Here is a 20,096-nt window from a genome sequence, read left to right on the forward strand (position 1 = left end):
AAAATTGATTTTTCTGCAAGCAAATTCTCTTCTCGATTGTTGTTCCAAATGTGCTCAATTTCAATTCAGGAGCCATTAAATAATGATGATTGATTAATTATGGAAGAAAATGAGGGTTTATCATCTATGCCATTTGGTTTTAATGAACAAGAAGATGCGCTGAAACATATCAATAATCCCATTCTGGGTCTAGAACCGATAGTGAAAAGGTATCTATTAGCAGTTATAGGATATAGGCAGGATTCAAATCGATTCTTCTTTACTGATGGTATCGCTGAAGTTGAAATCAAGGTAATTAGTAATGAGATTATTAGAGTACGACTCGCTCCTGGGTCAGTGTTTTTAGATGAGTTTTCTTATGCTTTATCGAGTACCGTTCATAATAGCTCTGGATTTTCGTGCAAAGAGCTCGATGATTCTTATCGGGTAGAGACAAATTCTGTTGCCTGCGTAATTAATAAAAAAAATTTTTTGATCTCTTTTGAAGATACTCACGGCGGAATAATTAATGAGGATAGAATCCCAATGCATTGGGAAGAAAATATTGATTACGGGGGGTATTATGTTTACGCGACTAAAAAATGTCAGGATAATGAGAGCTTTTTCGGACTAGGGGATAAATCAAGTGATTTTAATCTTATCGGCAAAAAATATGTTAATTGGAATACAGATGCTTATTCTTATGACAAAGACCAAGATCCGCTCTATCGTACCATTCCCTTTTATATAGGCATAAATAAAGGCTTTAGCTATGGTATTTTTTTTGATAATACCTTTAAAAGTCATTTTGATTTTGCACATCAAGACCAGGAAGATGTTAGCTTCTGGTCTGATGGTGGTGAAATGCAGTATTATTATATCCATGGTCCGCATATGATGGATGTAGTAAAACGATACCATACACTCACAGGAACGCATCAATTGCCTGCAAAATGGACGCTAGGCTTTCACCAATGCCGCTGGAGCTATTATCCTGAAGAAAAGGTAAAAGATCTTGCCCATAACTTTCGGCAGCGGAAAATCCCTTGCGATTCAATTTATCTCGATATCGATTATATGGATGGCTACCGCTGTTTTACCTGGAATACAAAGTATTTTCCTGAACCCGCCAGAATGATAAAAGAATTGGCTGATGAGGGTTTTAAAACTGTGGTAATTATCGACCCCGGAATTCGTGTGGATCCCAATTATTCGGTTTATAAGGAGGGAAAATTAAATAATTTTTTCTGTAGACGCTGTGATGATTATTTTATGGAAGGTCATGTTTGGCCCGGAAGATGCCAATTCCCGGATTTTACAAATCCTAAGGTTAGAGTCTGGTGGGGGAACTTGTTCAAAGAACTCCTCGATACAGGGGTTGCTGGGGTATGGAATGATATGAATGAACCCGCAGTATTTGGATCTGGTACATTTCCTGTTGATGTAAGGCATAATTATGATGGTTTCCATGGATCGCATCGTAAAGCACATAATGTTTATGGGATGCAAATGGTACGTGCAACCTATGAAGGTTTAAGAAAACTTCAAATAAATAAAAGACCATTTACCATCACTAGAGCTGGTTTTTCAGGGGTTCAGCGCTATTCCTCAGTATGGACCGGTGATAATGTTGCTACATGGGAACATCTTAAAATTGCCGTTATTCAATGCCAACGTTTGTCAATTTCCGGAATTTCTTTTTGTGGCTCAGATATTGGCGGATTTAGTGGTGAGCCAGATGGTGAACTATTCACCCGATGGATACAAATGGGTGTTTTTTCACCTTTTATGCGCGCACACTCGGCCGGTGATACCATCGAACGTGAACCTTGGAGCTTTGGGAAGCAATTTGAAGATATAAACAGAAAATTTATAGAACTGAGGTATAGGCTGCTACCCTATATTTATACTGCTTTTTGGGAGCATTATCGCTATAATCTCCCTATTATCAGGCCTTTAGTAATGCATGAACAAGAAAATGTATTCACACATTCTATTCAAGAGGTCTTTACTTTTGGTGATAAAATCTTAGTCGCGCCAATAACTGATCAGGGTGCAACAGTCAAAAATGTTTATTTGCCAGCTGGTTGTTGGTATAATTACTGGACTCATGAACTCCTAAAGGGTGGGAGAGAGCATCAAGTGCTTGCGCCACTCGATTCTATGCCAATTTTCGTAAAGGCAGGCTCAGTAATTCCCGAAGCTCCGGTAATGCAATATGTTGGTGAATTCGAGGTCTTGGAAATGATCTATCAAATATATTTCTCCGAATATGAGGTGAGCTCAATATGCTTTGAAGATCATGATGAAACTTTTGCCTATGAACAAAATATTTATCTCGAGAAAAAATTTATAATAAATGGAGACGCAGCTTCAATGCATATTTCGCAGTCTATTCAAGGTTTATTCAATCCCATGTATAATTTATATGACCTTAAAATTATTGACCTCCCTTTCACTCCTAAAAAAGTCTTAATTGATGGCGTCGAATTTCTAGGCTCTATTGCATTTGATGAATTCAAACAATTCAGAATTAAATGCAATAAGAATTTTAAAACAATTGATATAACTCCTTAATAATTAAGTATTTGTTTATTTATAAGTTTCAATTATATACAATGCTAAAAGATAATATAGCGCTAAGCACTTCACAAAAAGGATTAAACTCAGTTATTTCTAATTCATTTTCTCTTCTTACTGATTTAGATATTAGCCTTTTTAAATCTGGCAAACATTTTAAATTATATGAGAAATTAGGTGCTCATGTAGTCAATGTTGAGGGTGTTGAGGGAACATATTTTGCCGTTTGGGCTCCAAATGCAAAGAAGATTTCAGTAAAATTTATTGGATCTAATTACTCAACTTATCCAATGAATAAGAGGTCTGATGGTTCAGGTATCTGGGAAATTTTTATTCCTGAAATTATAAGAGGAATACGCTATAATTATTTAATTAGTACCAAAACAGGCCAAATTCTTGAAAAATCCGACCCTTTTTCTTTTAAATGGGAACAACAACCATCAATTTCCTCAACGGTCTGGGACACAGCTTATTCATGGCAAGATAATCTGTGGATGGAAAATAGAAAGGAACACAATGGACTAAATAAACCGATGTCTGTTTATGAAATTCATTTTGGCTCATGGACGCGAAGCCTTGAATCACCATACGAGTTTTTAACTTATCGCCAAATGGCTGAAGTCTTAATTCCTTATCTTAAAGAAACCGGATTTACACATGTAGAATTCCTGCCATTGATGGAACACCCTTACTATCCCTCTTGGGGATACCAAATCACAGGATATTTTGCCGCTACAAACCGTTATGGTACTCCGCAAGACTTAATGTTCCTCATTGAACAATTACATCTTAATGGAATAGGTGTGATTCTAGATTGGGTACCTTCCCATTTTCCCGGCGATGAGCATGGTTTATATCGTTTTGATGGTAGCCATCTCTTTGAATATGATGATCCCAAAAAAGGCTTTCACCCCGATTGGAAATCCTATATTTTTAATTATGGCAAAAGTGAAGTGAAATCATTTTTGATTAGTAATGCCCACTTTTGGATGGAATGTTTTCATGTTGATTGCTTACGCGTTGATGCGGTAGCTTCAATGCTCTACCTCGATTATTCGCGCAAAGAAGGGGAGTGGATCCCCAATATTAATGGTGGAAAGGAAAATTTGGAGGCTATCTCTTTTATTCAAGATTTAAATCAATCGCTCTATACTCATTTTCCTGATATTCAGACTATTGCAGAGGAATCGACTGCCTTTCCGGGGGTAACTAGGCCTGTTCATTTAGGCGGACTAGGCTTCGGAATGAAATGGATGATGGGCTGGATGCATGATACCCTTGAATATTTTGGTAAAGATCCGGTACATCGTAAATTTGAACATCAAGGGATAACTTTTAGTACTCTTTATGCATTTACAGAAAATTTCATGCTCACATTTTCTCATGATGAGGTGGTACATGAGAAGGGCTCCCTACTCAATAGAATGCCTGGAGATGAATGGCAGAAATTTGCCAACCTCCGCTTACTTTATCTGTACATGTTTACCCATCCGGGGACTAAATGTCTTTTTATGGGAAATGAAATCGGACAAGTTGATGAATGGGATTTCAATAAATCAATCGATTGGCATTTATTAGAACATGCTAAGCATCAAGGGATTAAAAGGGTAGTTACCGCACTCAATCTGCTCTATAAATCAGAACCCGCTTTATACGAGAAGAGTTTTGACGAGTCTGGTTTCGAATGGATTGAGGGATCTGATGCCGACAATTCGATTTTAGCCTACCTCCGTAAAGGCTTTAATCCTAAGGATGATATTTTAGTCATTCTTAATTTAACTCCTGTTCCAAGAAATTCATGGCGTGTAGGTTTGCCAGTTAAAGGAAAATGGAAGCTCTTGTTAAATTCTGATGAAGAACAATTTTATGGTGCGGGCCTCTTTAATGCTATAGAGATTTTATCTGAGGAGAAGGCTTGGCATGGTAGAAAATATTCGACTTTAGTCAGTTTGCCACCCTTAGCGGGCCTAGTCTTTAAAAGATCAGTTGCTGATGATATTTCATGAAAAAACCCTGTTTTTGAATAAAAAACAGGGTTTTGTAATATCAAAAATAATTCGTATATTATTTTACACTAGCAATATGCTGAACTAGGTCGATTAACTTATTGGAATAACCCCACTCATTATCGTACCATGCAACTACCTTTACGAAATTATCATTCAAAGCTATACCTGCTTTTGCATCAAAAATTGAGGTACGTGCATCGCCAAGGAAATCTGTTGAAACAACTTCATCTTCAGTATATCCTAAAATGCCTTTTAACTCGCCTTCTGAAGCATCTTTCATAGCTTTCTTGATGTCCTCATAACTAGCAGCTTTGTTCAAGCGAACAGTTAAATCTACTACAGAAACATCCGCAGTTGGAACACGGAATGCCATGCCTGTTAATTTTCCTTTTAGTTCAGGAATTACTAAGGTAACCGCTTTTGCTGCACCTGTAGATGAAGGAATGATGTTCTGATAAGCTCCTCTACCACCTCTCCAATCTTTTGCTGATGGTCCATCAACAGTTTTTTGTGTAGCTGTAGCCGCATGAACGGTAGTCATTAAGCCTTCTACAATTCCGAAATTATCATTCAATACTTTCGCAATTGGCGCCAAACAATTTGTTGTGCAAGATGCATTTGAAACAATCGACTGGCTAGAAGTAAGATCTTTATGATTTACGCCCATCACAAAGGTTGGGGTATCATCTTTTGCAGGTGCAGATAGAACTACTTTTTTAGCTCCAGCATCAATGTGTTTTTGAGCATCTGCCTGAGTTAAAAACAAGCCTGTTGATTCAATAATCACTTCAGCACCTATTTCATTCCATTTAAGGTTTGCTGGATCTCTTTCTGCCGTTACGCGGATAGTTTTTCCGTTAACCACTAAATTGCCATTCGAAACCTCAACTGTTCCTTTGAACCTACCGTGAGTCGAATCATATTTTAACATATAAGCCATGTAGTCTGGTTCAACAAGATCGTTGATACCTACAACTTCAACTCCTTCTCTTTCAATTGCAGCCCTAAAAGCTAAACGCCCAATACGGCCAAATCCATTGATTCCAATTTTCATTTTTATTAATTTTTGTTAGAGTAATATTTTAATAGATTATATATAGGCTCCTTTATTATGGAGCTAATTTCTAAATTATTGTTTGATGCAACCTCGATTAAATATTCTTCAAATCCAGCAGCAACGGTCCCAAGTATATGTATCTCACTTGTAGGATATTGTTCTTTCAAAGGCTTAATATAGGTTTTAAAATACAGATCAAAGCCTTCACTAACCATTTTTTTAACGAATGGATGATTTTGATTTTCCGTCAAAAAATCAACAAATGAACTCAAATACAGTGCCGGTTCTGCTTTTCTGTAAACTTTGTCCAAAATCTGTGTTCTATCTAAATCATATTTTTTAATGAACTTTTCAGCAAAATCTGGAGGCATTAAATCATTCAGAAATGATTTTAAGAGTCGCCTGCCCAGCCAATTCGCAGAACCCTCATCTCCTAAAATATATCCAAGTCCGAAGTTATTATCACTAATCTTTTTCCCATCAAAATAGGCAGCATTTGAACCACTACCTAAAATACCAATTATTCCTTTTTCATCACCACATGCTGCTAATGCAGCCGCTTTAAGGTCATGCTCAACCACTATTTTGCTGAAACGAAAAAAGCTGCCCAATGCATTGTTCACTATATCTTGGCGCTCTTTTGAGGATGCTCCCGCACCAAAAAAATACACCCAGTTGATTTTTTCGGCATTATTTATTAACTCAACACTTTTATCCAATAGCTGAACAATGTGGTTTTCATCACTGAAAAAAGGATTTATACCCGGAGTTTTGAATTCCGATACGATTCTCCCTTTTTCCGCCAATTTCCAATCGGCATGCCTCGAACCACTATAAACTACCGCAATCATATTAAATAGATAAAACGCTAACCATCTCCATTAAATCTTCTTCCAATTTAAAATGAGGCGAATTTAATGCCTCTTCAAGTGGTGTCAAAGCAATCGAATTGCCTCTTAATCCAATCATCTGACGAGTCTGGCCATTTAAAAGCTCTTTTACAGCTGCATAACCTAACCTGCTAGCCAGGACTCTATCGAAGCTACTCGGACTGCCACCTCTTTGTAAATGCCCTAAGATAGTTACTTTGATATCGTAATAATTGAATTTTTCTTTAACTCGCTCAGCTAATTGATAAGCACCACCGCTTTTATCGCCTTCAGCAACAATTACAATGCTCGATGTTTTTTTATTTTTTGCATCTCCAGAAAGCTTGTTAATCAATTCATCAACTGCAGTAGCACGTTCTGGTAATAAAACCGCCTCTGCACCCCCAGCTATTCCAGATCTTAATGCAATACAACCCGAATCGCGACCCATAACTTCTATGAAAAATAAACGATTATGGGATGCAGCAGTATCTCTAATCTTATCTATTGCCTCAATAACTGTATTTGTTGCGGTGTCGTAGCCTAAAGTGAAGTCTGATCCGTAAAGATCATTATCAATTGTGCCCGGTATGCAAATCACAGGTATGTCAAATCGTTTTGAAAGTCGCTCGGCTCCACGTGAAGTTCCATCTCCACCTATTGCAACTAAGGCATCAATGCCATGTGCTTTAATATTTTTATATGCCTTCTCAGTCCCCTCATCGGTTTGAAATTCAAGACAACGAGCAGTTTTTAGTATCGTACCACCAAGATGAATTATATTGCCTACAGATCGAGCATCCATATCCCAAAAATCACTTTCTAGCATTCCCTGATAACCTCTGCGTATCCCAACAACCTCTGTTCCATAGAAAATTGCTGTCCTAACCACTGCCCGAATGCAGGCATTCATACCCGGAGCATCACCACCTGAAGTAAAAACTCCTATTTTCTTAATTTGCGACAAATTTTTTTCTTTATAATTTATTACGAATATAGTGTGTATTCTTTACACTAAGTAATTTTTATTATATTTATGTTTAATATCATAAATCCATCTATATTTATTCTTTAATTCAAAATTTTTGGAAACGATACTGCCTAAATTTGATTCCGTTTTTTCAATTGACTGTGTAATTTTTGGCTTCGATGATGGCGAATTAAAAATTCTGCTCATTAAACGAAATGAAGAACCCTTCAAGGATTGGTGGGCATTACCCGGTAATATCATTCAACACGATCAAAGTATTGATCTTGCGGCCGAACGAATTTTATATGAGCTTACAGGGCTCAAGGATATTTTCATGGAGCAGTTTCATACTTTCGGTGATGTAAATAGACATCCGCAAGGGCGCGTAATTACTGTTGCATACTATGCGATGATAAGGCTCAATGGGACAAAAGAGCTTAAACCCATTAGTAATTATGCCTCAAAAGCAGTATGGATTCCCGTAAATGATCTCCCCAAACTTGCTTTCGATCATGAAAAAATCTTCTCTCGTGGATTTGATAAAATTCGAAATAAAATTAGCTACCAACCCATTGCTTTTGAATTACTTCCCGAGAAATTTACACTCACCCAATTGCAGCAACTGTACGAAGTTATCCTAAGTAAAAAGCTCGACAAGAGAAATTTCCGCAAAAAGATGCTCAATTACGGTATCCTAAAAGAACTCGACGAAAAGCAAAAAGGAGTTTCCTACCGTGCCGCAAAACTGTATAAATTCGATAAACGGAAATATGCTAAGCTCTTTCAAAAAGAACTTACATTCAGTAGTTAATCTTCCTTTATAATAAAATTAGTTTTTCTCTGATTCTGCTATAGCCCTACATTTATTATTTACTAGGCTGAACCATAATGGCGGAATTAAAGCGGGTAAAAGCATGCTCGCATAGCCACCAGGTAACACCGGACTAGCAGGATAGGAAACTAATTTATTGAAAGGTTTTGCAGCATGAAAATGGTGATCAGAATGCCTGCTTAAATCGATCAGGAAAAATCGACTTATCAATTTGTCGCTTTGCCAAGAATGCCTCTCATCTACTCGTTCATTGTCTTTTCTACTCAATCCATAATGTTCTATGTAATTGGTGTACTCAAGCAATATATTGGCCAAGAATGCCTGAAGTAGGAGGGCTATCGATACTTCCCAAGCAATGAAATATCCCACCAAAGTTAAAACTAGAATATATCCTACAAGGCATGACAAAATATAGTTATGAAGACCAAATATTGATTTGCCTTTAGAAAGGCAACGCTTCTGCTCCAATTGGAAGGATTGTTTTAATTGTCCAGAAACCGAACGTATCAAATAATGATAGTAATTCTCCCCAAATTTAGCACTTACTGGATCTTCATCTGTCCCAACATATTTATGGTGTATCCTTAGGTGGTGGACATAGAAATATGGATTAAAAACACTGAAAAGCAAGAATCTACCCGCAAAATTCCATGCTTTTTCTTTTCTATGAATCAGCTCATGCGCAACTACAATGGCTAAAGTGCCAGATGAGGTCCCAGTAGAAATTGCTGCCGCTATAATCCAGTTATCTTTGATAATTCCAGATGAAACCCCGTAAATTAGACTTGAAATAGATAAAAACTGTGCTAAAACCGATAGTGACATCAATATTTCAGGTAGCTCATCGTCTACAATATCATCATTCGTATGGTCCTCAGGGAGGATAATTTCAGCAATTCCCAATATGGCAAAAGTGAAAATAAAATTCATGAGGGTGTACCAGCCACCATTCAAATTCCCATAAATAACTAGTGAAATTGGAAATAAATTGAGAAAATATTTCCAATTTCTGAATGATTTCTTTTTAGATATTGTCCCTAAATCCATTGTTTTTAGATAATAGCTTAATTAAAAATTTAAACTTTATCTAAAATACCTAAAACTAAGAACTTCTTACTGTTTTATTTTTCTTTGAAAATAAAATCATGATTATTGCCCCCGAAAAGATCAATCCCCAGCCCAACCAACGATATTTAATGATACTGCTAGCAAGTGCTGCTAACTTTTTCAAGGGAATAAAGCTAAAGTAATTCGTTACCTTAAAATAAACGGCTATAAAAGTGAATGTAAGTACGAAAAGCAAAGCCCATCCGCAAAAGCGTAAAAGACCGAACTTGCTACCCGAAGCTGCAAATAGGGCCAGTGCAGCTAATGCATAAATCACGGATGCTAAAACTGTATCAATATCCCAATAATTCCAATTCCCAATGATCGGGATATGTAGCATCGGCGAAAAACCACCAGCAACAACCATTAATGCGCCAATGATGCCTAAGTAATTTTTAATTGTCATTTTTATTCAATTATCCTTTCAATGCAGATTGAGGGTTATTTCCTTCAGTAAGCTCCATTTTTTCGGCAAAATGTGCACAATAATCACGTAAATCTTCTACAATGGCCTCTTCACCAGTTGCACGAAGAAAGCTATCACCCATGGTCTGTAAAGTCTCATAAAAGAATCGCTTCATTTCATCAACAGGCATATCTTTAGTCCATAGGTCGATACGCAAAGAGTTTTTATAATTATGATCCCACAAAGCAAGCATCATCGATTTAACAGGTAGTGCTTCCTTATTTTGTGAGTCAGTAGATTCCCACAAAATATTTTCAGGAACATTTTGATCGTCTAATTCAATAGTTAGTTTTATTTCAGCTTTTTTCATTGCGTCTTATTTATGGATATAATTGTTTACAAATAGCTTTTAATGATAAATATCAAAAAGCCGACAAATATTAGAAATACTAATTCAAATAACCAAATTCGTTTTATATCTACCACTAATCTCCTAAAAATCATATCGCTAATGAAGCAAATAATTACCAAAAATAGCACTGAAGCTAGGCTTGGGTAATTGTAATTTGCTTTAATGGGAAAGATTTGAAGGTAGGCAGTCCCGACAAGTAAAATGGAGGAAATTATGTTTAGCGGACTAACGCGAAGGCTCATTTTTTCTTTCTATCTTTTTTGTGAACAGCATCAAATTTGACACTTTTTTTTCTTCTTGCAGCACCAGGTTTGTTATTTCTTGCCTTGGCTTTGGGCTCCGACTTCGTAGTTTTTATTCCTTTTGTGTTTTTTGCCTTTTTCTCATGGAATGCTCCCTTAAATTCAGGATCCTCCCTGCGTTTTTGAAGATCTATCTCCCTAGCAATATTTTGACGTTCTTCATAAGGTGTATCATCTACAAAAACCTCTTCCGGAAGGTCAAACAATGGAATTTTTTGTCGGATGAGTTTCTCGATTTTTTCTACGTAATATTCTTCCGAAGGACTACAAAAAGTAATAGCATCACCGGTTTGTAGGGCACGTCCTGTTCTTCCGATGCGGTGTACATAATCCTCTATGATAATCGGTACATCGAAATTGATAACATGACTCACATTACTTACGTCTAATCCCCTAGAAGCCACATCTGTAGCCACCAAAATACGTATTTGTCCTTCTTTAAATGCGTTTATGGAGTTAATTCGCGTATTCTGACCCTTGTTAGCATGAATCACACGAACCTGCTCTGCACCATATCTGCGCTCTAAAAAATGGAAAATATTATCAGCAACAGTTTTTGTTTTACAGAATATGATAAGTCGCGTAAAGTCTTCCGTGTCTTTTAATAAATGTTGAAGTAAGTTTAGTTTGGTCTTTAAATTTGGGACTTTGTAGAGCGCCTGACTAACCGTGTCTGCTGGTGTAGCTTGGGCCGCGACTTCAATTACCGTGGGATGTTTTAGGAAATCGCCCGATATTTTATGTACCAGCTCACTCATCGTAGCCGAAAACAAAAGATTCTGCCTTTTACGAGGTACCACCTCCAAAATTCTGTGAATAGAGCCAATAAAACCCATATCCATCATCTTGTCGGCTTCATCCATCACCAAAAACTTGAAGTATTGGGTATTGATATGCCCCTCCAAGTATAAATCTAAAAATCTTCCTGGTGTGGAAATCAGAATATCTACGCCTTTTTTTAATTCGGCAATTTGGGTCTTCGGACCTAATCCTCCAAAAAGTACAACAGTCCGTAAATCAGTGTACTTGGCAAAGGTCTTCACATTTTCCTCAATTTGCATCGCCAACTCACGTGTAGGAGCAATAATTAAGGCTCTTGCATCATTCCCCTGAGCAAACTTAAGCTTCATCAAAATAGGAAGCACGAAAGCCGCAGTTTTACCAGTACCAGTTTGCGCAATTCCCATAATATCCTGACCAGATAAAATGGGCATAATTGCCTTTTCTTGTATTGGAGTAGGCAAAGTATAGCCCGCATCCGAAATGGCATTTAGGATCTGTTTGTTGAGCTTAAAATCTTCAAAGGTTATTGACATAGCCGCAAAGATACGTGTTTGCTTTTATGTGATTAGATTAAAGTTACTTATTAGATAATTAAGGAGGCCGAGGAGTGATGATTTGCCTAACTATTAATATACACAATTTAATTGAATAAAGCAACAAAAATTAAATAAATATGCTTAATTCTGAAGTTGAGGATGTAATTTTATAGCAAATTCTGAACCATGGCCTCAATTCTCATAAAATCCGCAACACTAGTAAATGAAGGTAAAATCATTGTTTCCGACCTTTTCGTTAAAAATGGAATCATCGAACAGATTGGCACAAGCCTAAACATGCCTGCTGATCAGGAAATTAATGCCGAAGGGCTCCATCTTTTTCCTGGATGTATTGATGATCAGGTGCATTTTAGAGAACCTGGATTAACGCATAAAGCCGATATTTTTACCGAAAGTAGAGCTGCCATCGCTGGGGGAATTACCTCCTTCATGGAAATGCCAAATACGGTCCCGAATACCCTAACCCAAGAATTATTAGCCGATAAATATGCCATTGGTGCCCGTACCTCAGCAGCCAATTATTCTTTTTTTATGGGTGCTGGCAATGATAATTTGGAGGAAGTCCTGAAGACTGATCCTAAAACTGTATGCGGAATTAAAGTATTTATGGGCTCATCCACAGGAAATATGTTGGTGGATAATGAGAAAACTTTGGAAGGAATTTTTAGTCACGCGCCAATATTAGTCGCAACGCATTGTGAAGATGAAGCCACCATCCGTGCCAACGCAGCTCATTTTAAGGAACTCTATGGCGATAATTTAACACCCGAAATGCATCCCCAAATTCGTAATGCTGAAGCTTGTTATATTTCTTCTTCTTTTGCGGTGGGATTAGCCAAAAAATTTAATACACGATTACATATTTTACATATTTCTACCGCTATTGAGACTAAACTTTTCGATAATACCATACCTCTTAGTCAGAAGCGAATTACCTCGGAGGCCTGTATACATCATTTATGGTTCTCGGATGCGGATTACTCAAGTAAAGGTAACTGGATAAAATGGAACCCAGCGGTTAAAACTGCCGCTGATCGTGATGCGATTTTACAGGCAGTTTTGGATGATCATATCGATATTATTGCCACTGATCATGCACCTCATACCATCGAAGAGAAATCTCAAGAGTATAGTAAAGCACCTTCAGGCGGACCATTAGTGCAACATGCGCTTGTCGCGATGCTCGAGTTGTATAAAAAAGGAAAAATTAGCCTCGAAAAAATAGTCGAAAAAATGGCTCATAGTCCCGCAATTTGTTTCCAAGTCGATAAACGTGGCTTCATTCGCGAAGGCTATTGGGCCGATTTAGTGCTTGTCGATTTAAATAAACCTCAAGTGGTGAATAGAGCCAATGTTTTATCCAAATGTGGCTGGAGTCCTTTTGAGGGTGAAGTTTTCAGCTCTAGCGTGGTAAGCACAATCGTATCTGGGAATTTGGTGTATGAAAATGGTCAAATTAGAGATGGGATTTATGGAAAACGATTAGAATTTAATCGCTAAGCTTTAAATAGTAGGTTTTGGGATGCATTTTCAGAGAAAATCCCTGTTTCCCATCCTAAAAACTAATCCAATTGTAATAAATTATCAAATATCAGCGAATACTTCGGTATTGTGCCTAAACTCGCTACCTTTGCGGCTTGTTGAAAAACAATTATGGCTAAAGTATCTATTAACATTGCGACCGGTTCTGTACAAAAGGAAGAATTAATTGTTGGGATTGATCTCGGTACCACCAATAGCCTGGTGGCTTTCATAAATCCGGATGGCAATCCTCAGGTAATTAATGATACGGGCAAAGGATTATTAGTCCCATCAGTGATACATTTTCAGTCTAATGGCGATGTTATTGTTGGAAATGAAGCTAAAGAATTTCTGATTTTTGATCCTCAAAACACAATATTTTCCGTCAAACGACTTCTAGGTCGCTCTTTTAAAGATATTGAAGCGCATAGCAGTCTGTTTTCCTATAAAATTATTGATGATGATGGCGAAAGTTTAGTCAAAATTAAGGTTGGAGATAAATTTTATTCGCCAATTGAACTTTCCGGAATGATTCTTAAAGAGCTGAAGGAGAGGGCAGAGCATGCATTAAAAACGGCGGTAAATCGTGCGGTAATTACTGTTCCGGCGTATTTTAATGATAGTCAGCGACAAGCAACACGCGATGCGGGTAAATTAGCCGGATTAGACGTGCTTCGAATTGTGAACGAACCTACAGCCGCAAGCTTAGCTTATGGAATCGGATTAAATCCCGAGGAGGAAAAAACCATTGCTGTGTATGATTTAGGGGGAGGTACATTCGATGTATCCATTCTAAAAATCCAAAATGGCATTTTTGAAGTCCTTTCTACTAATGGCGATACATTTTTAGGTGGTGATGATTTTGATCGCGCCATTGTGAATTATTGGATTGAACAAAATAAACTGGAAGATAAATTGGAGGATTCTTCCTTCAATCAGGCGCTACGTTTAAAAGCCGAAGAAGCTAAAAAAGCGCTTACGACTCAAAACATCTTCAATGATTTTGTTGGCGATGTGCCATGTGCCATCACTAAAATTAAATTTGAAGAATTAATTTCTAGTAAAGTCGACCAAACCATTGAATGTTGTAAAAATGCCCTCAAGGATGCAGGATTAAGCATTTCTGATATTCAAGAGGTGGTGATGGTGGGAGGATCTACACGTACTCCACTTGTTAAAAAGAGAGTCTCTGATTTCTTTGAAAAGGAAGTTCACGATCAAATTAACCCAGATGAGGTTGTTGCTCTTGGTGCTGCCATACAATCGGATATTTTAGCAGGTAATAGAAAAGATATTTTATTGCTGGATGTGACTCCGCTTTCACTGGGAATTGAAACCATGGGAGGATTGATGGATGTAATTATTCCGAGGAATGCCAAGGTACCAACAAAGGCGGGTAGGCAATATACTACGTCAATCGACGGACAAGTAAACATGAAGATTTCTGTTTATCAGGGTGAGCGTGATTTAGTCTCAGAAAACAGAAAATTAGCCGAATTTGATTTGAAAGGTATTCCCGCTATGCCGGCAGGTTTCCCTAAAGTGGATATAAATTTTAAGCTTAACGCGGATGGAATCCTAACTGTTGAAGCCATTGAATTACGTTCGGGCGTGAAGCAGGAAGTTGAAGTAAAACCTACTTACGGTTTAACCGATGATCAGGTAGAAAAAATGCTTTTGGATAGCGTAGAAAATGCCCGTGATGATGTGAGCAAAAGAATGCTGATTGAAGCCCGCACCGAGGGTGAACAAATGGTTTATACTGTAGAACGCTTCTTGGCAAAAAATGCGGATCAAGTCTCAGAACAAGAAACTACTGACACTCTGAATCTTATTAATGCACTTAAAAATGCATTGGGTTCAGGCGATAAAGACCTAATTCATAAAAGTATTGATGAGCTGAACGAATTTACCCGTCCTTTTGCCGAACGCTTAATGAATACGGCAATATCTACTGCCATGAAGGGTAAGGCAATCGAGTAAAGATAATATACGAAATTTTTTGGGGATTTGCAAATGGTGGATTGTTAAAATTGGCTAAACGCTTTTTTTGACGATGATTTTGCATTTAAATTTTTGGGGTAGAGGAGTCTCCAGACTCCTGATATTGAATAATCCGTAGAGTCGCGAAGGGCTAACTCTACAGTGTGAGCAGCAAAGCAATCCAATCAACATCGTCTGCCGCTTATTTCTTGTTAATTGGTGTCACAGCGGTCTCCTGCATAAGTGCAACACCTCCATCTTCTTTGAATAAATAAGAACGTATATTTTTCCCGCTCCATTCATTTATCGAAATGATGCCTACGAACTTATCACTCACTTTTTTTCCCATTGGAGTTTGAACAACCCATTCAGCTCGCATTTGTTGAATTTTATCCCTGTAAATCATTAGATAGCTTGATTTTTGGAGGTCATGCATTGTTTCTTCCCCTTCTACCCTTATCATTTGCGGCCTGTCATATTTAATAGGTACAATAACAGCATCACCCACACTTACTTTTTTGATTTTCGCTTCTTCCCAAATGGGTGTTTTTTTTCCTTCTAGACCAGGCTTGCTAGGCATAGCTGGCAAAATCACATTTTCAAAAAAAGTTCTTGCCTCAGCCTTAAATGAAATCGGACTTTGGATGCTACCTAATGGAATGTCTTTAGTGCAGCTGTAAAGCGATAAAAAAGCAGCTAAGACTCCAATGAATATTAATTTTTGATTAATATTTTTAATATTATTGTATATTTTCACGATTAAGTATTTATTTATTATCTAATTTAGAAATAAATACAATTATTTTCAATAATTTTCTAATTAGGATTTTTGTCAATTAACATTTTGCTTTTCCCTGTGGTCGGTGTTGTCACCGTACCACTTTTTCATAAAGCTGTAGTTAATAAGAAAACGACTGGTACGGTGACAACACCGACCAGAGGCCTGCCTTAAATATGCATGAGGTTTAATTAAGGTGAAATGATTTGTTTCAGCGAGCTTAATCAAATTAATCTCCCTAATCAAATGAATCATAGTTCAGACAATTTACCCCACTGTCCGTAGAATTTATCGCAGCGTTTCTAGGGATTCCCTGTGGTCGGTGTTGTCACCGTACCACTTTTTCATAAAGCTGTAGTTAAGAAGAAGACTGGTACGGTGACAACACCGACCAGAGGCCTGCCTTAAATATGCATGAGGTTAAATTAGGGTGAAATGATTTGTTTCAGCGAGCTTAATCATATTAATCTCCCTAATCAAATGAATCATAGTTCAGACAATTTACCTCCCCATCAACCGCGCCACATACTTCCCAATAATATCAAACTCCAAATTCACAACATCACCCTTTTTTAGTTCTTGCATATTGGTATGCTCGTAGGTGTAAGGAATAATTGCCACAGAAAAGGAATTTTCTTGGGAGTTTACTACCGTCAGACTGATTCCATTCACGCAAATTGAACCTTTTTCGACTGTAATATTTCCAATTGTGGGGTCATAAGTAAAGGTATATTCCCAGCTGCCAGCCATTTCCTTTACTTCTGTGCAAATGGCTGTTTGATCAACATGCCCCTGAACAATATGGCCGTCTAAGCGTGCATTCATTTGCATGCAACGCTCTAAATTAATCAGATTACCTACTTGCAGTTTTCCTATGCTTGTTTTATTTAATGTTTCAGCAATGGCGGTCACGGTGTGGGTATTATCTGTGAGAGCAACAACAGTCAAGCAAACCCCATTATGCGCCACAGATTGATCAATTTTTAATTCGTTTGAGATATCCGATTCGATAGTAAGATGTCCATTACCTTGATCTTTTTTTAAGTCCACTACGCGTCCGATAGTCTCAATTATACCTGTAAACATATTTTTAGGTTTTTACTAATATTCTTTTCTATTCATTTTCCATTGAGATTTTTCCTCAATAGCTGCCTCAACTTTGCTAGTTCCGCTATGCGATTTTATGAAATTTGCGCCAATCAAAGCAGCAATCATGGCTTCTTCTTCATTCTCTTGTGAAAGATATTCTGGAAGGAAGTATTTATTCACAAAATGAGTATCAAAATTACCTGAGACAAAAGCCTCATGCTGCATCACGAATTTCCCAAATGCCAATGTGGTTTGAATGCCTGTAATTTGATATTCATCAATCGCACGAATCATGCGCTCAATGGCTTCTTGTCGGTCTTTACCAAAACTTACCAATTTAGCAATCATCGGATCATAATAGATTGGGATATCCATTCCCTGCTCAAAACCATCATCCACACGTATTCCTGGTCCCTTGGGGGTGATATAGGTTTTTAAATTCCCAATATCCGGCAAGAAATTATTTGCAGGATCTTCGGCATACACCCTTAATTCAACCGCATGACCTTTAATTTTTAGGTCTTCTTGCTTAAAACTTAATGGCTCACCTCTAGCTATTCGAATTTGCTCTTTCACTAAGTCAATTCCAGTAATCATTTCCGTTACCGGATGCTCCACTTGCAAGCGAGTATTCATCTCCAGGAAGAAAAAATCAAGGTTTTCATCCAAAATAAACTCTACTGTGCCGGCACCTATATAATTACATGAGCGTGCTGCATTCACGGCACTTTCACCCATTTTTTGTCTTAATTCATCCGATAAAACTGCTGATGGAGCTTCCTCCACAACCTTTTGATGCCTGCGTTGAACGGAGCAATCGCGTTCAAAAAGGTGAACGATATTGCCATAATTATCGCCTAAGACTTGTATTTCAATATGTCGTGGGGAAGAAACATAACGTTCAATAAAGACGGAACCATCGCCGAAGGCAGAGCTCGCCTCCGAAACAGCTAAATCCATTTGCTCTACAAAATCGGATGCCTTTTCAACTATCCTCATGCCCTTACCACCACCACCAGCAGCAGCCTTAATTAATATAGGGTAGCCAATTTCTAAGGCTCTTTGTTGAGCAAGATCAATATCTGTTACCGCTTCTTCTGTGCCTGGAACCATGGGAATTTGATAGCTCAATGCGGCTGCTTTGGCTGATAATTTATTACCCATAATCTCCATGGCTTCTGGCGAGGGACCAATTAAAATGAGTCCCGCAGCTTTTACCATACGCGCAAAAGCAGCATTTTCAGATAAAAAGCCATAACCAGGATGGATGCCCTGAGCGCCCGTTTTTTTGCAGGCTTCAATGATTTTTTCTCCGACAAGGTAAGATTGAGAGGAGGGTGCCGGACCAATACAAATAGCTTCATCGGCATATCTTACATGCAAGGCATTCCGATCGGCTTCAGAAAATACAGCAACCGTTTTTATGCCCATTTCACGTGCTGAGCGCATGATGCGGAGGGCAATTTCACCCCTGTTTGCTATCAGAATTTTTTCCATAGATCATGTTTTTAGATCGACTGCAAGAAAAGCAAAATTTTGCTGAAGATTATGCTGAAAATGTCATTTTCAAGATAATTTTCGATTTAGTGTATTTTCTTTAAAGTCTCAATGGTATAGTCGATCATAGCTGCATTAATATCTAAATGCGTTACAAAACGAATCATTTGCTTCCCGAAAGTATTGCATTTAATGCCATGATGTGCTAATTTCTCAACAAACTCTTCCGAATTATACTTTTCATCGAGCTCAAATATCACAATATTAGTATCAGCAGGCATGCAGCTTTTAACATAAGGCAAGCTAATTAATGCCTCGGCAAGGCTTTTTGCATGTTGATGATCTTCTTTCAAGCGATTTACATGATGATCAAGGGCATAAATTCCTGCAGCAGCTAAAAATCCCGCCTGACGCCAGCCACCACCCATCACTTTTCTTATTCTTTTGGCTTTTTGAATAGTCTCCTTACTACCTAAAAGGACTGATCCTACAGGTGCTCCTAATCCCTTAGATAAACAAACGGAAATTCCATCAAACATTCTTCCGTACTCTTTCGGGTCGTCTTTTGTTTCTTCTAAAGCATTGAAAATACGGGCTCCATCAAGGTGCAGACTCATATTCTTTAAGCGGCATAAATGGTAAATAGGCTCTATTTGCTCAAGGGTATAAATACTTCCACCACCACGGTTTACCGTATTCTCTAAAACTACCAAAGTGCTTTTCGGGTAATGAATATTGTCTGGATTTACATGAGGTTCGATTAAATCGGCAGTCATGCGACCGCGATCGCCATATAATAAACGCACAGATGCAGATGAATTAAAAGCAATTCCACCGCCTTCATAACGGTACACATGGGCAGTTTCATCGCAAATAACCTCATCCATAGGGTTGGTGAAGCATTTTATGGCAATTTGGTTGGTCATGGTGCCTGAGGGACAAAACAAGGCATCTTCCATTCCAAATAGATGTTTAAGCTTATTTTGGAGTGCATTTACCGTTTCATCCTCACCAAAAACATCATCTCCCACTTTTGCACTATACATGGCCTCTAACATTCCCGGAGTAGGGCGGGTTACCGTATCGCTGCGCAGATCTACAATCATTTTTGTCTCATTCATGGCTAAAAATAAATTTAATCTTGCTTATCTCGAATATTTTTTGTATATTATTGATGTAGTGCCCTAAAATATTCTTCTAATTGGCATCTAAAATAATCAGGCTTCGAGAACCTCAGCCACCGGATAACAGATGCCGCATGTCTGATAACTGACAACTGGCAACTGCCAACTCATATCCCGGCTTCGAGTACCTCAGCCACCGGTTAACCAATGCCGTATGTCTGACAACTGACAACAGACAACT

The 20,096-nt window shown here is 37.9% G+C and carries 16 protein-coding genes; 5 read left to right on the plus strand and 11 right to left on the minus strand.

Going from position 1 to position 20,096, the window contains the following annotated elements:
* The first annotated feature begins 99 nt into the window (after nt 1–99).
* The gene (locus QZ136_RS00175) at nt 100–2,556 is read left to right on the plus strand and encodes a TIM-barrel domain-containing protein (protein WP_291399295.1); all 2,457 of its coding nucleotides are present in this window, start codon (nt 100–102) and stop codon (nt 2,554–2,556) included.
* A 41-nt stretch (nt 2,557–2,597) separates the two neighbouring features.
* Nucleotides 2,598–4,565, plus strand: coding sequence for a 1,4-alpha-glucan branching protein GlgB (gene glgB / locus QZ136_RS00180; protein ID WP_291399296.1), 1,968 nt, complete (start codon nt 2,598–2,600; stop codon nt 4,563–4,565).
* 58 nt (nt 4,566–4,623) lie between these two features.
* Here glgB and gap read toward each other — a convergent pair whose 3' ends face one another.
* Genes gap through pfkA form a run of 3 tightly spaced genes read right to left on the minus strand, consistent with a single transcriptional unit; the run spans nt 4,624 to nt 7,461 of the window.
* On the minus strand, nt 4,624–5,622 hold the full coding sequence (gene gap / locus QZ136_RS00185) for a type I glyceraldehyde-3-phosphate dehydrogenase (RefSeq protein WP_291399297.1): 999 nt from the start codon (nt 5,620–5,622) through the stop codon (nt 4,624–4,626).
* Nucleotides 5,623–5,627: 5 nt separating this feature from the next.
* Nucleotides 5,628–6,476 (minus strand): hypothetical protein, encoded by an 849-nt coding sequence (locus QZ136_RS00190; RefSeq protein WP_291399298.1) that lies wholly within the window; start codon nt 6,474–6,476, stop codon nt 5,628–5,630.
* Between the two features lies 1 nt (nt 6,477).
* Nucleotides 6,478–7,461, minus strand: coding sequence for a 6-phosphofructokinase (gene pfkA / locus QZ136_RS00195; RefSeq protein ID WP_291399299.1), 984 nt, complete (start codon nt 7,459–7,461; stop codon nt 6,478–6,480).
* A 118-nt stretch (nt 7,462–7,579) separates the two neighbouring features.
* Between pfkA and QZ136_RS00200 the strand changes: the two genes are divergently transcribed.
* Nucleotides 7,580–8,275 (plus strand): NUDIX domain-containing protein, encoded by a 696-nt coding sequence (locus QZ136_RS00200; protein ID WP_291399300.1) that lies wholly within the window; start codon nt 7,580–7,582, stop codon nt 8,273–8,275.
* A gap of 18 nt (nt 8,276–8,293) precedes the next feature.
* Here the strand turns inward: QZ136_RS00200 and QZ136_RS00205 are convergent, their stop codons facing one another.
* The 4 genes from QZ136_RS00205 to QZ136_RS00220 form a co-directional block, all read right to left on the minus strand.
* The gene (locus tag QZ136_RS00205) at nt 8,294–9,343 is read right to left on the minus strand and encodes an alkane 1-monooxygenase (RefSeq protein WP_291399301.1); all 1,050 of its coding nucleotides are present in this window, start codon (nt 9,341–9,343) and stop codon (nt 8,294–8,296) included.
* A 55-nt stretch (nt 9,344–9,398) separates the two neighbouring features.
* Nucleotides 9,399–9,809, minus strand: coding sequence for a hypothetical protein (locus QZ136_RS00210; RefSeq protein WP_291399302.1), 411 nt, complete (start codon nt 9,807–9,809; stop codon nt 9,399–9,401).
* Nucleotides 9,810–9,819: 10 nt separating this feature from the next.
* Nucleotides 9,820–10,179, minus strand: coding sequence for a gliding motility protein GldC (gene gldC, locus QZ136_RS00215; protein ID WP_291399303.1), 360 nt, complete (start codon nt 10,177–10,179; stop codon nt 9,820–9,822).
* Between the two features lie 280 nt (nt 10,180–10,459).
* Nucleotides 10,460–11,839: a DEAD/DEAH box helicase gene (locus QZ136_RS00220; protein WP_291399304.1), complete on the minus strand. Its 1,380-nt coding sequence runs from the start codon at nt 11,837–11,839 to the stop codon at nt 10,460–10,462.
* A 189-nt stretch (nt 11,840–12,028) separates the two neighbouring features.
* Between QZ136_RS00220 and QZ136_RS00225 the strand changes: the two genes are divergently transcribed.
* Nucleotides 12,029–13,363, plus strand: a complete 1,335-nt coding sequence (locus QZ136_RS00225) for a dihydroorotase (protein WP_291399305.1) — start codon at nt 12,029–12,031, stop codon at nt 13,361–13,363.
* A 153-nt stretch (nt 13,364–13,516) separates the two neighbouring features.
* Nucleotides 13,517–15,367 (plus strand): Fe-S protein assembly chaperone HscA, encoded by a 1,851-nt coding sequence (gene hscA / locus QZ136_RS00230; protein WP_291399306.1) that lies wholly within the window; start codon nt 13,517–13,519, stop codon nt 15,365–15,367.
* Between the two features lie 202 nt (nt 15,368–15,569).
* On the opposite strand, the gene QZ136_RS00235 is transcribed toward hscA, so the two are convergent.
* The 4 genes from QZ136_RS00235 to QZ136_RS00250 form a co-directional block, all read right to left on the minus strand.
* On the minus strand, nt 15,570–16,124 hold the full coding sequence (locus QZ136_RS00235; RefSeq protein WP_291399307.1) for a hypothetical protein: 555 nt from the start codon (nt 16,122–16,124) through the stop codon (nt 15,570–15,572).
* 522 nt (nt 16,125–16,646) lie between these two features.
* Nucleotides 16,647–17,231 (minus strand): riboflavin synthase, encoded by a 585-nt coding sequence (locus QZ136_RS00240; protein ID WP_291399308.1) that lies wholly within the window; start codon nt 17,229–17,231, stop codon nt 16,647–16,649.
* A gap of 15 nt (nt 17,232–17,246) precedes the next feature.
* Nucleotides 17,247–18,731: an acetyl-CoA carboxylase biotin carboxylase subunit gene (gene accC / locus QZ136_RS00245; RefSeq protein WP_291399309.1), complete on the minus strand. Its 1,485-nt coding sequence runs from the start codon at nt 18,729–18,731 to the stop codon at nt 17,247–17,249.
* Between the two features lie 86 nt (nt 18,732–18,817).
* Nucleotides 18,818–19,852, minus strand: coding sequence for a GntG family PLP-dependent aldolase (locus QZ136_RS00250; RefSeq protein WP_291399310.1), 1,035 nt, complete (start codon nt 19,850–19,852; stop codon nt 18,818–18,820).
* Between the last annotated feature and the right edge of the window lie 244 nt (nt 19,853–20,096).

The organism is Daejeonella sp., assembly GCF_017495225.1.
Classification (GTDB): Bacteria; Bacteroidota; Bacteroidia; order Sphingobacteriales; family Sphingobacteriaceae; genus Daejeonella.

Coding starts and splice junctions, on each gene's coding strand:
- QZ136_RS00175 (WP_291399295.1), top strand. CDS start 100: ATGGAAGAAAATGAGGGTTTATCATCTATGCCATTTGGTTTTAATGAA.
- glgB (WP_291399296.1), top strand. CDS start 2,598: ATGCTAAAAGATAATATAGCGCTAAGCACTTCACAAAAAGGATTAAAC.
- gap (WP_291399297.1), bottom strand. CDS start 5,622: ATGAAAATTGGAATCAATGGATTTGGCCGTATTGGGCGTTTAGCTTTT.
- QZ136_RS00190 (WP_291399298.1), bottom strand. CDS start 6,476: ATGATTGCGGTAGTTTATAGTGGTTCGAGGCATGCCGATTGGAAATTG.
- QZ136_RS00205 (WP_291399301.1), bottom strand. CDS start 9,343: ATGGATTTAGGGACAATATCTAAAAAGAAATCATTCAGAAATTGGAAA.
- QZ136_RS00210 (WP_291399302.1), bottom strand. CDS start 9,809: ATGACAATTAAAAATTACTTAGGCATCATTGGCGCATTAATGGTTGTT.
- gldC (WP_291399303.1), bottom strand. CDS start 10,179: ATGAAAAAAGCTGAAATAAAACTAACTATTGAATTAGACGATCAAAAT.
- QZ136_RS00220 (WP_291399304.1), bottom strand. CDS start 11,839: ATGTCAATAACCTTTGAAGATTTTAAGCTCAACAAACAGATCCTAAAT.
- QZ136_RS00225 (WP_291399305.1), top strand. CDS start 12,029: ATGGCCTCAATTCTCATAAAATCCGCAACACTAGTAAATGAAGGTAAA.
- hscA (WP_291399306.1), top strand. CDS start 13,517: ATGGCTAAAGTATCTATTAACATTGCGACCGGTTCTGTACAAAAGGAA.
- QZ136_RS00240 (WP_291399308.1), bottom strand. CDS start 17,231: ATGTTTACAGGTATAATTGAGACTATCGGACGCGTAGTGGACTTAAAA.
- accC (WP_291399309.1), bottom strand. CDS start 18,731: ATGGAAAAAATTCTGATAGCAAACAGGGGTGAAATTGCCCTCCGCATC.
- QZ136_RS00250 (WP_291399310.1), bottom strand. CDS start 19,852: ATGAATGAGACAAAAATGATTGTAGATCTGCGCAGCGATACGGTAACC.